We start from the raw sequence: 15,321 nt of genomic DNA, 5'->3' as shown, positions 1-15,321 counted from the left end.
AAGCGGAAGAAAAGCGGTTTGTCCTGTGGAGATGTTCATTTTCAGGTTAATCGTTTTGTTGATCGCGCTGAGGTATTTTCAAAATAAGTTGACTCGTTCAACATTTTTAAAGGATTCAGGTTTATATGCTAATCGCAATTACGTTATTAATATATTTAACTAAGTAAAAAGCGTTAATCCTTCCGCTACGCTCCCGACAGACACCTCTACCAACCAAATGATTTTAAAAGAAATACATAAAAATCACCCTTTCATTTCCTGCGTTTAAGGCGTTCCTGAAATGCGTTAAGGTATTTTTTCCTGCCAGTTGTGCTGCGTAACCTGACTGCGCCAGACTATTTTCCCGATGCGGTATCCCGGACAGGTGCAGATAAGCGCGCCTGATGGTTGACATTGCCCCTACTAATCAAGTATCAATAAAGTCACAACATATTGATGAGGTCTGAAATTAATGATTCGCCATTCCCGCCTACTCGGTCTACTACTAAACGCATCCTCTGTGCGCGGTAGCCTTGTGGGCGGAATCAATCACTGATTTCAGACTGACAAAAAAACCCGCGCCGATGCGCGGGTTTTTTTTTGCTCGCGGCAACAGCGAAGACAACCTGATAAGGAATTATCCCATGAGCCAACAAGTCATTATTTTCGATACCACTCTGCGCGACGGCGAGCAGGCGTTACAGGCAAGTCTGAGTGTGAAAGAAAAATTGCAAATCGCGCTCGCGCTTGAGCGGATGGGCGTTGACGTGATGGAAGTGGGTTTTCCTGTCTCCTCGCCGGGTGACTTTGAATCCGTACAGACAATCGCCCGCCAGATTAAAAACAGCCGCGTCTGCGCGCTGGCCCGCTGTGTGGAGAAAGATATTGATGCCGCCTATGAAGCGCTGCGCATTGCTGATGCTTACCGTATTCATACCTTTCTGGCTACATCGCCGATGCATATCGCCACCAAGCTGCGCAGTACGCTGCCTGAGGTTATCGACCGCGCCGTTCGCATGGTGAAACGCGCGCGCAATTATACCAATGATGTTGAATTTTCCTGCGAAGATGGCGGCCGTACGCCGATTGACGATCTCTGCCGCGTGGTGGAAGCCGCCATCAATGCGGGTGCCACTACCATCAATATTCCGGATACCGTGGGCTATACCCTTCCCGACGAGTACAGCAATATTATTGCGCAGCTGATCAACCGCGTTCCCAACATCGATAAAGCCGTGCTCTCTGTTCATACCCACGACGATTTGGGTATGGCGGTAGGTAACTCGATCGCTGCGGTTCAGGCCGGTGCCCGCCAGGTCGAGGGGACGTTAAACGGTCTGGGCGAGCGTGCCGGTAACTGCGCGCTGGAAGAGGTCATCATGGCGATCAAAACCCGCGGCCAGTTAATGAATGTGCATACCAACGTCCATCATCAGGAAATCTATCGCACCAGTCAGATCGTCAGCCAGATTTGTAATATGCCGATCCCGGCTAACAAAGCGATTGTCGGCACTGGCGCTTTCGCCCACTCCTCCGGTATTCATCAGGACGGCGTGCTGAAGAACCGCGAGAACTATGAAATCATGACGCCGGAGTCCATCGGCCTGAATCAGATTCAGCTGAACCTGACATCACGCTCCGGACGCGCCGCCGTGAAACACCGTATGGATGAGATGGGTTATAAGGAGAATGACTACAACCTGGATACGCTGTATGACGCCTTCCTGAAGCTGGCGGATAAGAAAGGTCAGGTTTTTGACTACGATCTGGAAGCGCTGGCGTTCATTAATAAGCAGAACGAAGAGCCGGAACATTTCCGTCTGGACTATTTCAGCGTGCAGTCAGGTTCGAGCGTTATGGCAACCGCCTCCGTCAAGCTGGCCTGCGGTGATGAGGTTAAATCGGAAGCGGCAACCGGGAATGGGCCGGTCGATGCGGTCTACCAGGCGATTAACCGCATTACGGATTTCGACGCGGAGCTGGTGAAATATCAGCTGAGCGCCAAAGGCCAGGGGAAAGACGCGCTGGGCCAGGTTGATATCGTGGTCAACTACAAGGGCCGTAAATTCCACGGCGTCGGTCTGGCGACGGATATTGTCGAATCCTCGGCGAAGGCGATGATCAACGCGCTGAACAATATCTGGCGTGCCCGCCAGGTGGAGCAGGAACTGCAACGCAAATCCCACGCTAATGACCAGAAGGAGACGGTGTAATCATGTCCAGGACTTTTCATATTGCCATATTGCCGGGTGACGGTATCGGTCCCGAAGTGATGGCCCAGGCCAGTAAGGTGCTGGATGCGATTCGCCAGCGTTTTAACATGCGCATCTCCATCAGCGAATATGACGTGGGCGGCATCGCTATCGATCGCCACGGCGAGCCGCTGCCTAAAAAGACGATCTCCGGCTGCGAACAGGCTGATGCGATCCTGTTTGGCTCCGTGGGCGGCCCGAAATGGGAGCATCTGCCGCCGGCGGAGCAGCCTGAGCGCGGCGCGCTGCTGCCGCTGCGCAAGCACTTTAAGCTGTTCAGCAACCTGCGCCCCGCCAGCCTGCACAGCGGCCTGGAAGCCTTTTGTCCGCTGCGCAGCGATATCGCCGCAAAGGGGTTTGATATCCTTGTCGTTCGCGAACTGACCGGCGGCATCTACTTTGGCCAGCCGAAGGGGCGTGAAGGCAGCGGGCAGCATGAACGCGCCTTTGATACCGAGGTTTATTATCGCTTTGAGATCGAACGCATCGCTCGTATCGCTTTCGAGTCAGCGCGCAAGCGCCGTAAAAAAGTGACCTCTATCGATAAGGCGAATGTGCTGCAATCTTCCATTCTCTGGCGTGAGATCGTCAGCGAAGTGGCAAAAGATTATCCCGACGTTGAGCTACAGCATATGTACATCGACAACGCCACCATGCAGCTAATCAAAGCGCCATCTCAGTTTGACGTCATGCTCTGTTCTAACCTGTTTGGCGATATCCTCTCCGACGAGTGCGCGATGATCACCGGATCTATGGGCATGCTGCCCTCCGCCAGCCTGAACGAGCAGGGTTTTGGCCTGTTCGAACCCGCCGGGGGCTCGGCGCCCGACATCGCCGGCAAAAACTGCGCTAACCCGATTGCCCAGATCCTGTCGCTGTCGCTGCTGATGCGCTACAGCCTCGACGCGCCCGAGGTGGCAGATGCGATTGATAATGCCGTCAGTCGTGCGCTGGCCGAAGGCTACCGTACCGCCGATCTGGCCGGTGAGGGCCAGGCCATCGGCACCGATGAGATGGGTTCCATCATTGCCCGATTTGTCAGCGAAGCCTGAAAATGAAAACGTTATACGAAAAGCTGTTTGATGCGCATGTCGTGCATGACGCGCCTGACGAAACGCCGCTGCTCTATATCGACCGTCATCTTGTGCATGAGGTGACCTCCGCACAGGCATTTGACGGCCTGCGCGCGCATGGCCGCCCGGTGCGCCAGCCGGCCAAAACTTTTGCCACCATGGATCATAACGTCTCCACCGAGACGCGGGATATCAACGCCAGCGGCGAGATGGCCCGCATACAGATGTCCATGCTGATTAAGAACTGCGGGGAGTTTGGCGTTCCTTTATATGACCTCAAGCATCCGTATCAGGGCATCGTGCACGTTATCGGTCCCGAACAGGGGATGTCCCTGCCCGGCATGACGATTGTTTGCGGGGACTCGCACACCTCCACGCACGGCGCATTAGGCGCGCTGGCGTTTGGCATCGGCACCTCGGAAGTTGAGCATGTGCTGGCGACGCAAACGCTGAAGCAGTCCCGCGCCAGAACCATGAAAGTTGAGGTAGTGGGAGAGACCGCGCCGGGGATCACCGCAAAAGATATCGCCCTCGCGGTCATCGGTAAAACCGGCAGCGGCGGCGGCAACGGCCATGTGGTGGAGTTCTGCGGCCCGGCCGTAGAGCAACTGAGCATGGAAGGACGCATGACGCTCTGCAACATGGCGATTGAACTGGGCGCGAAGGCGGGGCTGATCGCGCCGGATGAAACGACCTTCAGCTATCTGAAAGGCCGCCAGTTTGCGCCGAAAGGCGAGGCCTGGGAAAAGGCCGTGGCCTACTGGCGAACGCTGAAGAGCGATGCCGGCGTACAGTTCGATAAAGTTATCACGCTCGATGCGGCAGCGATTGCTCCACAGGTGACCTGGGGAACCAATCCCGGTCAGGTCATTGCCGTGGACGAATGCATTCCCGATCCGGCCTCGTTCAGCGATCCGGTTGAGCGCGCTTCGGCGGAAAAAGCGCTGGCTTATATGGATCTCAAGCCCGGCATCAGGCTGACCGAGGTGCGTATCGATAAAGTCTTTATCGGCTCCTGCACCAACTCCCGCATTGAAGATTTGCGGGCGGCGGCATCCGTGGTGAAGGGGCATAAGCTCGCCGCTGGCGTTCAGGGCTATGTCGTACCGGGTTCCGGTCCGGTGAAGGCGCAGGCGGAAGCCGAAGGGTTAGATAAAATCTTTCTGGAGGCGGGCTTTGAGTGGCGGCTTCCCGGCTGCTCCATGTGCCTGGCGATGAACAACGATCGCCTCAATCCGGGTGAACGCTGCGCGTCCACCAGCAACCGCAATTTTGAAGGCCGCCAGGGCCGTGGCGGACGCACGCATCTGCTCAGCCCGGCGATGGCAGCCGCGGCGGCGGTAGCCGGTCACTTTGCCGATATCCGCAAACTGAACTGAGGAGCAATAATGGCCAGGAAATTTACCCGTCATACCGGCATCGTGGTGCCGGTAGACACCGCTAACGTGGACACCGACGCCATCATTCCCAAGCAATTTTTGCAGATGGTGACGCGGACCGGTTTTGGCCGGAATCTGTTCTACGACTGGCGCTATACCGATGCCGAAGGCCAGATTCCCAATCCCGATTTCGTGCTCAATAAGCCTGAGTTCAGCGGCGCCACTGTCATGCTGACGCGGGAAAACTTTGGCTGCGGCTCTTCACGTGAACACGCGCCCTGGGCGCTGACCGACTATGGCATTCAGGTGATTATCGGTAGCGGCTTCGCGGATATTTTTGCCAATAACTCGTTCAATAACCAGCTGCTGCTGGTGACGCTGGATGAGGATGTGGTGGAAACGCTTTTTCAGCAGGTTGCCGCGCAGCCGGGCATTTCTTTTACGGTGGATCTGGAGGCTCAGGAGATCGCTGCGGGGGATAAACGTTACGCCTTCAGCATCGATCCCTTCCGGCGTCACTGCCTGATTAACGGGCTGGACAGTATCGGCCTGACGCTTCAGCACGACGCGGAAATCGCCGCGTACGAGCAGAAGCAGCCCGCTTTCCTGCGTTAACCCTTTGCCAGACTTTCCCCCAGGGAAGTCTGGCACGTCACGCTATCAGACATCTTTTACCTTCGCCGACATGGCCAGTGACGCGATTGCGAGCAGCAGCGCCGCCCAGTAGACCGAATAGTGCCCGAAGGTTTCAGCCAGCGCCCCCTGAAGAATACCGGCAAGGATCACCCCAGTGGAAATACTGTTAGTAAACAGCGTAGTCGCCGCACCGGGCCGGCCGGGCATCAGATCCTGAAAGTAGAGCATGCCAATGCCGGCGACGATGCCGATAAAGACCGCATTGAAAATTTGCAGCGCCATCAGCGCGATACGTGACTGAAACAGCACCAGCCCCAGGTAAAACAGCACGCCCGCCGCCACGGCAAAAAGCATCATTTTGCGCTTGCCGACGCGTTTAACCAGATGCCCGGCCAGCAGCATCGCCGGGATCTCCAGCCCCGCTGCCACGCCCATCAGCAAACCCGCAAGGCGGTCCGGCAGCCCGAGGACGCTGGTGATATAGAGCGGCATATCAATGATATACATGGTATTGCAGGTCCACATCAGCAGCGAGGCGATAAACAGCAGCCGCACATCTTTATTCTTCCAGGCGCTGATTTGCGCGCTCAGTACTTCCGGCGACTGCTCCACGCGGGCCACGGAGGGCAGCGCAAACCAGATCAGCGCAAAGCAGACGACAAAAAGCCCCGCGGCGATCGCGAACATGGTGGTAAAGCCGTAGTTTAGCGCCAGCGCGAACGACAGCGGTGGGCCAATCACCCAGGCCAGCGAAAGCTGCGCACGCATCACGGAGCTGAACATCACCACTTCCCGCGCCGAACTGTCCGCGTATTCGCGCGCCAGCGCAAAGATCTGCGGCATCGACACGCTGGCAAGGGCGGAGAGCAGCACGCCAAAAGTAATCAGCGTCAGATAGTCACGGTTAAAGGCAAACAGCAGCGCGTTACCTGTCGCCATCACGCAGCAAAAGAGGATCAGCATGCGGCGATCGCCGCGATTATCCGAGCGCTTCGCCAGCAGAATACTGACGGCAATCCCGGCTATCGCATTGACGGTATAGAACAGTCCGACCCAGAACGGTCGTACCGCCACTTCACGGGTCAGAAAGAGACTGAGGGTGGGCGCCTGGAGCGCACCCGCCACGCCAATCATAAAAGAGACGGCCATAAAGGCCAGGTAAACGGGATTAATACGGCGACGCGGTCGGAGCATATTCATACCTGGTCCTTCAATGGCAAAAGCCGCCCGGCGCGGACGACAAACAGGAAGCATAGAAGAAAAAAAGCCTGACGAAAAAAGCCAGCGAACATAATGCCCGCTGGCTGGTGAAGATGCACCATACTCAGATTCAAATAATGCCAGAGCGCCATTCAGAGAATGCCTCCCGCTCTTTCATCGGAGCCATTATCGCCCTAATATAAGGCAGGAAAAACAGACCGCTTTTTACAAAAGGTTCCCCTTTTATGTCCTCTTCCCGCTTACAGCAGCAGTTTATCCGCCTCTGGCAGAGCTGCAACGGTCAGTCAAAGGAAACCACGCTTGGCGAGCTGGCCGTTCAGCTCAGCTGTTCCCGCCGCCATATGCGTAACCTGCTTAACGCCATGCAGGCGGAAGGCTGGCTGGAGTGGCAGGCAGAGGCGGGACGGGGGAAGCGCTCGGCGCTGCGCTTCCTTTATACCGGGCTGGCGCTTCAGCAGCAGCGGGCGGAGGAGCTGCTGGAGCAGGATCGCATCGATCAGCTGGTGCAGCTTGTCGGGGATAAGCATACCGTACGGCAGATGCTGGTCTCTCACCTGGGCCGCAGCTTCCGGCAGGGCAAGCATATTCTTCGCGTGCTCTATTACCGGTCGCTGCTCAATTTACTGCCCGGCACCCCGCTCAGGCGATCGGAAACCCACCTTGCCCGGCAGATTTTCAGCGGTCTGACGCATATAAATGAGGAAAACGGGGAAATCGAGCCCGATATCGCCCACCACTGGCAGCAGGTATCGCCCCTGCACTGGCGTTTTTATCTCCGGCCCGCCATTCATTTCCACCACGGCCGGGAGCTGGAGATGGCGGATGTGATTGGTTCGCTCAACCGACTGAAATCACAGCCGCTTTTTTCACATTTTGATCGCATCGACTCGCCAACCCCGTGGACGCTGGATATTTACCTGCATCAGCCGGATAGCTGGCTACCCTGGCTGCTGGGCAGCATCAGTACTATGATCCTGCCCGACGAATGGCACACCCTGCCCGACTTTGCCCGTCAGCCGATCGGCACCGGCCCGTACGCCGTGGTGCGTAACCAGCAAACGCAGCTGCGTATCGCCGCCTTTGATGATTACTTCGGCTACCGGGCGCTGATTGATGAAGTGAATATCTGGGTGTTGCCGGAAATCAGCGATGAGCTGGTCTATTCGGGCGTAAAGCTGGAAGGTGCCAGCGTGGACGAAAAATCGGAAGAGAGCCGCCTCGAAGAAGGCTGTTACTTTTTGCTGTTCGATCAGCGTTCGCCGCTGGGGCAGAACGAGCAGGTGCGGCGCTGGATCAGCATGATCTTCAATCCTGTCGCGCTGCTGAACCATTCCGGCATCGGCTATCAGCGCTACTGGTTCCCCGCCTACGGCCTGCTGCCCCGCTGGCATCACCGGCGCGATATGGCGGTGACGGAAAAGCCTCCTGAACTGACCTCAATTACGCTGACCTGGTACAACGACCATATTGAACATCAAGCGATCGCTAACGCGCTGGCGCCGCTGCTGGCGGCACACGGTGTCAGCCTGGTAACGCGCCAGGTCGACTATGCCACCTGGCACCGGGGCGACGCGGAAAGCGATATCTGGCTCGGCAGCGCCAACTTCACCCTGCCGCTGGAGTTCTCGCTCTTTTCCCTGCTGTATGAGATCCCGCTGCTGCATCACTGCGTGCCGATTGACTGGCAGCGGGATGCCCAACGCTGGCGCGAACAGAAGCTTTCGCTGGCCGACTGGAGCCGCCAGCTCGTCAATACCTGGAGCCTGCACCCGTTATTCCATCACTGGCTACTCCTTGAAGGCGAGCGCAGTATGCGCGGCGTCAGGATGAACACCCTCGGCTGGTTCGATTTCAAGTCCGCCTGGTTCGCACCGCCTGAATCATGACGCTTTCGCTACCGCCCGGAAATCATTAGAATAGCGCCTTCTCAACGGGGTGCGCGCAGGTGCTTTAAGCCTGCACGCTGAGACAGACCCGTCGAACCTGATCCGGATAATGCCGGCGTAGGGATTTGAGACGCTGTTACCTGCTCAGATCCTTTGCGGCCTCGCTTAACTTAAGGAACGCAAAGTGTTAAAGAAACTTCTTCCCCTGCTGATGCTTACCGCTCTTCCCGTCTTTGCCGCCAAACCAACGCTGGTGGTCTACACCTATGACTCTTTCTCCGCAGACTGGGGCCCAGGCCCGGCGGTTAAAAAAGCGTTTGAAGCCGATTGCCACTGTGAACTCAAATATGTGTCGCTGGAAGATGGTGTTTCGCTGCTGAACCGGCTGCGTATGGAAGGAAAAAACAGCAAAGCGGATGTGGTGCTTGGGCTGGATAACAACCTGCTGGTAGCCGCGGAAAAAACCGGCCTGTTTGCACCAGCTAAGGTGGATACCAGCCAGACCACCGTCCCTGGCGGCTGGCACAACCAGACCTTTGTGCCTTTTGACTACGGCTGGTTTGCCTTCGTCTACGATAAAACCAAACTCAAAAACCCGCCGCAGAGCCTGAAAGAACTGGTAGAGAGCGAGCAGCCGCTGAGGGTGATCTATGAAGATCCCCGCACCAGCACGCCTGGGCTGGGGCTGCTGCTGTGGATGCAGAAAGTCTACGGCGATGATGCGCCTGCGGCCTGGCAGAAGCTGGCGAAGAAAACCGTTACCGTCACCAAAGGGTGGAGCGAAGCCTATGGCCTGTTCCTGAAAGGAGAAGGCGATATGGTGCTGAGCTACACCACCTCCCCCGCCTATCACCTGATTGAAGAGAAAAAAACGCAGTACGCCGCCGCAAACTTCAGTGAAGGTCACTACCTTCAGGTGGAAGTGGCCGGCATGCTGAAATCAAGCGGGCAGCCTGCGCTGGCGCAACAGTTTTTGACCTTTATGCTGGATAACGGCTTTCAGAAAACCATTCCCACCGGCAACTGGATGTATCCGGCGATCAAATCGGATTTACCGGCAGGTTTTGATAAGCTGCCCCTTCCTGCCACCACGCTACAGTTCACCCCTGAGGAAGTGGCCGATAAGCGCAGCCAGTGGATAGCCGCATGGCAACGCGCCGTCAGCCGCTGATCGCAGGCTGGCTGCTGCCCGGCGCGCTGGCGGCGACGCTGCTGGTCGCCGTGGCGCTGCTGGCCTTTACCGCGCTGTGGCGAAACGCCCCCGCCATCGCCTGGCGCGATCTCTGGCAGGATGACTACCTGTGGCACGTACTGCGCTTCTCTTTCTGGCAGGCGTTCCTTTCCGCCGCGCTCTCCGTTCTTCCGGCCATTCCGCTGGCGCGGGCGCTCTACCGCCGCCGGTTCCCGGGCCGGGAAACGCTGCTTCGCCTCTGTGCGATGACGCTGGTGCTGCCGGTGCTGGTGGCGGTGTTTGGCATCCTCAGCGTCTACGGACGTACCGGCTGGCTGGCTCAGCTCAGCGCACTGCTGGGGATTGACTACACTTTCTCGCCTTATGGCCTGCAGGGCATTCTGCTGGCGCACGTTTTCTTCAATCTTCCTCTGGCGGCGCGCTTACTGCTGCAGACGCTTGAGCAGATCCCCGGCGAACAGCGTCAGCTTGCCGCTCAGCTCGGCCTGCGCGGCTGGGATCATTTCCGGATAGTGGAGTGGCCCTGGCTCCGGCGGCAGATCCTGCCTGCTGGCGCGCTCATTTTTATGCTCTGCTTCGCCAGCTTCGCTACCGTGCTGTCACTCGGCGGCGGCCCGCAGGCGACCACCATTGAACTCGCCATTTTCCAGGCGCTGAGCTTCGACTACGATCCCGGCCGGGCCGCCCTGCTGGCGATGGTCCAGATGGTCTGCTGCCTCGGTCTGGTCATGCTCAGCCAGCGGCTCAGCAAAGCTATTCCTTCCGGCGTCGCCAGTATTGGCGGCTGGCGTAACCCGGAAGAGAGCCTGACGGCGAGGATTACGGACGTCCTGCTGATTACGCTGGCCCTGCTGCTGCTGCTGCCGCCGCTGCTGGCGGTCATGGTGGATGGCGTCAATGGCGGGATGATCGCGGTCCTGCAGGAACCGGCGCTCTGGCAGGCTACCCTCACCTCGCTGCGCATTGCGCTTGGTGCCGGCCTGCTGAGCGTGCTGCTGACCATGATGCTGCTCTGGAGCAGCCGCGAGCTTCGCCTGCGCCAGCGGGCTTTGCAGGGCCAGCTGCTGGAGCTGAGCGGAATGCTTATCCTTGCCATGCCGGGCATTGTGCTGGCGACGGGCTTCTTTATGCTGCTCAACGAAACCGTTGGTCTGCCGCAGCAGGCTGACGGCATTGTCATCTTCACTAATGCGCTGATGGCGATCCCCTATGCCATGAAGGTGCTGGAAAATCCGCTGCGCGATATCGCTGAACGCTATAACCGCCTCTGCCTGTCGCTGGATATCCGGGGCTGGCAGCGGCTCAGGCTGATTGAGCTGAAAGCGCTGAAGCGCCCGATCGCCCAGGCGCTGGCCTTTGCCAGCGTGTTATCAATCGGCGATTTTGGCGTGGTTGCGCTCTTCGGCAACGAGGATTTCCGCACGCTGCCGTTCTACCTTTATCAGCAAATAGGGTCATACCGCAGCAGCGACGGTGCGGTTACCGCGCTGCTGCTCCTGCTGCTGTGCTTTCTGCTGTTCACCCTGATTGAAAAACTGCCGGGACGCCATGCTGACGCTGACTGATCTGACTTATCTTTATCATACTCTGCCGATGCGGTTTTCGTTCAGCATGCAGCCGGGAGAGCGGGTGGCCATTCTTGGCCCCAGCGGCGCGGGCAAAAGCACCCTGCTCAGCCTGATTGCCGGTTTCCTTCCGGTTGAAGGAGGCAGCCTGCACATTAATCACCAGCCGCACAGCCATACGCCACCGGCTCAGCGTCCGGTCTCGATGCTCTTTCAGGAGAATAATCTTTTTCCCCACCTCACCGTGGCGCAGAATATCGGCCTGGGGCTTCACCCCGGCCTGAAACTGAATCATGCGCAAAAGCAGCAGCTGCAGGACATTGCGAAGCGCGTCGGGATGGAAACCTATCTGCAGCGCCTTCCCGGCCAGCTTTCCGGCGGCCAGCGCCAGCGCGTGGCGCTGGCCCGCTGCCTGGTCCGTCAGCAGCCGGTTCTGCTGCTGGATGAGCCGTTTTCAGCGCTGGATCCGGCGCTGAGAAAAGAGATGCTGCAGCTGGTTGATGAAGTCTGTGCAGAACGCGCTATTACCCTGTTGATGGTGTCGCACAGCGTTGAAGACGCCGCGCGTATAACGCCGCGCAGCATCCTGATAGTGGAGGGAAGCGTGTTCTGGGATGGCAGTACAGCAGCGTTATTCAATGGCGAAGTACCGGAGGCGGAACTGCTTGGGATAGGCCAGCGATAAGCGGCAGGGCCCGGCATAAACTTTGCCAGGCCAGCCAGCGGGATCAGCCGCCGATAAAAACCTGCCACAGCAGCTGGCGGAAAATGGGCATCATGGGATGAAACTGGATAGCCGTAAAGCAGGCAACGGCCAGCAGCATCGCCAGCGGGGCGAGCCAGCGCAGACGCGAGGAGGGCAGCAGCGGCGTCGCCCAGTCGGACTGTTTTTTTGCCCGCAGCCAGCGCCAGCCTAACCAGAAGCCGAGCCAGAGCAGCAGCGTAACCCCCAGCAGCAGCCACTTGAATGCGCCGCTGTTGGTCCCTTCCGGCACGTCGATCGCCACCCCGGCCAGGATCCCCGGCAGCAGGTAAAGCGGCGGCCAGAGTATGCAGCCTGTGATATTCGGGGGGATAAATTTTCTTACCGGCAACTCAAGCATTCCCGCCACCAGCGGGATCAGCGGACGGGTCGGCCCCACAAAGCGGCCAACGATGATGGTAAACATGCTGTGCTGATGCAGCGCATGTTCCGTTTTATCCATCAGGCCTTTGTGCTTTTTGATAAACGACCACCGGTGCAGCGGCCCTTTGAACTGCCAGCCAATCAGATAGGAAGCCCAGTCGCCCAGCAGGCAGCCCAGGGTGCCGACGGCCCAGGCGGGATAGAGGCCAATCTGCCCGCTGCCGATCAGGGCACCGAAAGAGGCCATCAGTACGGTTCCAGGCAGCAGCAGCCCGACCAGCGCCAGCGATTCTAAAAAGGTAATCAGCCCAACAGCCAGTAGCGACCAGGCAAGTGATTGCGTAATAAGATGTTGTAGCCAGGCTTCCATATCACTCACGTTCCACGTTACAGGAGGTCGGATTGTCCTGAGCCTCCCCGAATCCGTCAAGGCTTGTTTTGTATGGGAATGCTGACGAAGCGGCTGCCCGACGCGCCCGGTCAATAACCCTGTATAAATAAACATGCTATGATTGGGCATTATTAAGCCGATAAGGGTTTCAGGTGAACGACGCACGCGCAGGTTTTCTGCTTAGCCGCCACTGGCGGGATACGCCCGCAGGTACGGAAGTTGTGCTGTGGCTAGCGACGGATGAAGGGCCGCAGCGGGTGGTGCTTGCCCCCCAGGAGTCGGTCGCTTTTATTCCGCTTGAGCAGCGCGCGCAGGCCGAATCGCTGCTCCGCCAGGAGCGGCACTACCGGCTGGCCGGGCTGAACCTGAAGGATTTTCGTCAGCGCCCCGTCTTTGGCCTCTACTGCACCCAGTATCGCCAGCTGCAAAAGCTGGAGAAGCTGCTGCGGGAAAATGGCGTCATGGTCTTTGAGGCGGATATCCGCCCGCCCGAACGCTATCTGATGGAGCGCTTTATCACCGCGCCCGTCTGGTTCAGCGGTCAGCCTGCCGGTCACAGCCTGATCAATGCGCGCCTGAAGCCGCATCCTCACTACCGGCCGCCGCTAAAGTGGGTCTCGCTGGATATTGAAACCACCCGCCACGGCGAGCTTTACTGCATCGGACTCGAAGGCTGTGGCCGCCGCGATGTCTACATGCTCGGCCCGGAAAATGGCGATGCCAGCGCGCTCACCTTCAATCTGGAATATGTCTCTAGCCGTCCTCTGCTTCTCGAAAAGCTCAACGAGTGGTTTGCCAGAGAAGATCCGGACGTGCTGATTGGCTGGAACGTGGTGCAGTTTGATCTCCGGGTGCTGCAAAAGCATGCCGACCGTTACGGTATTCCGCTGCGGCTGGGACGGCATAACGAGGCGCTGGAGTGGCGCGAGCACGGCTTCAAGCCGGGCGTTTTCTTCGCGCAGGCGACCGGACGCCTGATCGTTGACGGCATTGATGCGCTCAAGTCAGCCTTCTGGAACTTCTCCTCTTTCAGCCTTGAGACGGTCTCCCGCGAACTGCTGGGCGAAGGCAAAGCGATCGATAATCCCTGGGACAGAATGCAGGAGATCGATAAGCGCTTTGCGGAGAACAAACCGGCGCTGGCGCACTATAACCTGAAGGATTGTGAGCTGGTCACGCGGATTTTCCAGCATACCGAGCTGATGCCTTTCCTGCTGGAGCGCGCCACGGTCAACGGGCTGGCGGTCGATCGTCATGGCGGCTCGGTGGCGGCGTTCAGCCACCTTTATCTTCCGCGGATGCACCGGGCTGGCTTTGTCGCTCCCGGCATCGGGCAGGTGGCGCCGGGGGCCAGTCCCGGCGGCTACGTGATGGACTCGCGGCCGGGGCTCTATGACTCCGTGCTGGTGCTGGACTATAAAAGCCTCTATCCCTCGATCATTCGCACCTTTCTGATAGATCCCGTGGGGCTGGCCGAAGGGCTGGCGCATCCGGATGAGAGCGAGTCGGTCAGCGGCTTTCGCGGCGCGCGCTTTTCCCGCACTAACCACTGCCTGCCAGAGATTGTCCGGCAGATCTGGCAGGGACGCGAAGCGGCCAAAAAGCAGGGCAACAAGCCGCTCTCGCAGGCGCTGAAAATCATTATGAACGCGCTGTACGGCGTGCTGGGCACCAGCGCCTGCCGCTTTTTCGATCCCCGTCTTGCCTCGTCCATCACCCTTCGCGGCCATGAAATTATGCAGCAGACAAAGACGCTGGTTGAGGCCGAAGGTTATGAGGTTATTTATGGCGATACCGACTCCACCTTTGTCTGGCTGAAAACGCCACACGATGACGCCAGCGCTTCCGCTATCGGCCAGCATCTGGTCGCGGTTATCAACGCCTGGTGGCAGACGCATCTGAAAGAGGCGTACGGGCTGGAGAGCGCTTTGGAGCTGGAGTATGAAACCCACTTCAGCCGTTTCCTGATGCCCACCATTCGCGGGGCTGAACAGGGCAGTAAAAAGCGCTACGCCGGGCTGATCCGTGAAGGCGACGCGGAGCGGATGGTGTTTAAAGGGCTGGAGACCGTGCGTACCGACTGGACGCCGCTGGCCCAGCAGTTTCAGCAGGCGCTTTATCTGAAAATTTTCAAAGGCGAGCCCTATCAGGATTACATCCGGGAGACCGTCCGCCAGCTGCTGGAGGGCGAACTGGATGAACAGCTTATCTACCGTAAGCGTCTGCGTCGTCCGCTGGATGATTATCAGCGCAACGTACCGCCGCACGTGCGGGCAGCGCGTATCGCGGATGAGCAGAATCAGAGGCTGGGCCGCCCCTTGCAGTACCAGAACGGCGGCAGGATACGCTACGTTATGGCCACCTCCGGGCCGGAGCCGCTGGAGGCGCGCCAGACGCCGCTGGACTATGAGCATTACCTGACCCGCCAGCTTCAGCCGGTGGCTGACGGCATCCTCCCGTTTCTGCAGGATGACTTTGCTACACTGGTAACAGGCCAACTGGGGCTTTTTTGACAGGTGACGAACGGGCGCCCTTCCAGTAACATAGCGCCCTTCCTGAATATCTGAATTTTTCTGCCGGGCCTTGCGCCAGGCCGTCTAGCTATTGCCTGAAATTATCAC

At 58.3% G+C, this 15,321-nt stretch carries 12 protein-coding genes and 1 riboswitch; of the genes, 10 read left to right on the top strand and 2 right to left on the bottom strand.

The window, feature by feature from the left end:
- Positions 1-451: 451 nt before the first annotated feature.
- From leuL to leuD, 5 genes are all read left to right on the top strand, one after another.
- The gene (gene leuL, locus AAH446_RS19755) at positions 452-535 is read left to right on the top strand and encodes a leu operon leader peptide (RefSeq protein ID WP_428946228.1); all 84 of its coding nucleotides are present in this window, start codon (positions 452-454) and stop codon (positions 533-535) included.
- Positions 536-623: 88 nt separating this feature from the next.
- Positions 624-2,192, top strand: coding sequence for a 2-isopropylmalate synthase (gene leuA, locus AAH446_RS07380; protein WP_342906068.1), 1,569 nt, complete (start codon positions 624-626; stop codon positions 2,190-2,192).
- Between the two features lie 2 nt (positions 2,193-2,194).
- On the top strand, positions 2,195-3,283 hold the full coding sequence (leuB, locus tag AAH446_RS07375; RefSeq protein WP_342906067.1) for a 3-isopropylmalate dehydrogenase: 1,089 nt from the start codon (positions 2,195-2,197) through the stop codon (positions 3,281-3,283).
- A gap of 2 nt (positions 3,284-3,285) precedes the next feature.
- On the top strand, positions 3,286-4,683 hold the full coding sequence (gene leuC / locus AAH446_RS07370) for a 3-isopropylmalate dehydratase large subunit (RefSeq protein ID WP_342906066.1): 1,398 nt from the start codon (positions 3,286-3,288) through the stop codon (positions 4,681-4,683).
- A 9-nt stretch (positions 4,684-4,692) separates the two neighbouring features.
- The gene (gene leuD / locus AAH446_RS07365; protein ID WP_342906065.1) at positions 4,693-5,298 is read left to right on the top strand and encodes a 3-isopropylmalate dehydratase small subunit; all 606 of its coding nucleotides are present in this window, start codon (positions 4,693-4,695) and stop codon (positions 5,296-5,298) included.
- 45 nt (positions 5,299-5,343) lie between these two features.
- Here leuD and AAH446_RS07360 read toward each other — a convergent pair whose 3' ends face one another.
- Positions 5,344-6,519, bottom strand: a complete 1,176-nt coding sequence (locus tag AAH446_RS07360) for an MFS transporter (protein ID WP_463322786.1) — start codon at positions 6,517-6,519, stop codon at positions 5,344-5,346.
- Between the two features lie 245 nt (positions 6,520-6,764).
- On the opposite strand from AAH446_RS07360, the gene sgrR reads away from it, so the two are divergent.
- The 4 genes from sgrR to thiQ all read left to right on the top strand — a co-directional run bounded on the left by sgrR (position 6,765) and on the right by thiQ (position 11,868).
- Complete coding sequence (sgrR, locus tag AAH446_RS07355) at positions 6,765-8,426, top strand: HTH-type transcriptional regulator SgrR (RefSeq protein ID WP_342906064.1); 1,662 nt, start codon at positions 6,765-6,767, stop codon at positions 8,424-8,426.
- A 35-nt stretch (positions 8,427-8,461) separates the two neighbouring features.
- Positions 8,462-8,568, top strand: a riboswitch (TPP riboswitch).
- A 42-nt stretch (positions 8,569-8,610) separates the two neighbouring features.
- Entirely contained in the window at positions 8,611-9,597 is a 987-nt protein-coding gene (thiB, locus tag AAH446_RS07350; protein WP_342906063.1) for a thiamine ABC transporter substrate binding subunit, read from the top strand.
- Positions 9,573-11,183 (top strand): thiamine/thiamine pyrophosphate ABC transporter permease ThiP, encoded by a 1,611-nt coding sequence (gene thiP, locus AAH446_RS07345; protein WP_342906062.1) that lies wholly within the window; start codon positions 9,573-9,575, stop codon positions 11,181-11,183. The genes thiB and thiP overlap by 25 nt, the downstream gene beginning before the upstream one ends.
- Positions 11,167-11,868 (top strand): thiamine ABC transporter ATP-binding protein ThiQ, encoded by a 702-nt coding sequence (thiQ, locus tag AAH446_RS07340; protein ID WP_342906061.1) that lies wholly within the window; start codon positions 11,167-11,169, stop codon positions 11,866-11,868. Before thiP ends, thiQ begins: the two co-directional genes overlap by 17 nt.
- Positions 11,869-11,911: 43 nt before the next feature.
- On the opposite strand, the gene AAH446_RS07335 is transcribed toward thiQ, so the two are convergent.
- Positions 11,912-12,679 (bottom strand): DedA family protein, encoded by a 768-nt coding sequence (locus tag AAH446_RS07335; protein ID WP_342906060.1) that lies wholly within the window; start codon positions 12,677-12,679, stop codon positions 11,912-11,914.
- Between the two features lie 173 nt (positions 12,680-12,852).
- Here AAH446_RS07335 and polB point away from each other — a divergent pair, with 173 nt between their 5' ends.
- The gene (gene polB / locus AAH446_RS07330; RefSeq protein ID WP_342906059.1) at positions 12,853-15,213 is read left to right on the top strand and encodes a DNA polymerase II; all 2,361 of its coding nucleotides are present in this window, start codon (positions 12,853-12,855) and stop codon (positions 15,211-15,213) included.
- Positions 15,214-15,321 lie beyond the last annotated feature (108 nt).

Origin of the sequence: Erwinia psychrophila (genome assembly GCF_039023475.1) — a bacterium.
In the GTDB taxonomy this organism is placed as follows: domain Bacteria; phylum Pseudomonadota; class Gammaproteobacteria; order Enterobacterales; family Enterobacteriaceae; genus Erwinia.
Note: the sequence above shows the minus strand (reverse complement) of the source record. Positions and strands in the feature narration are given on the sequence as shown.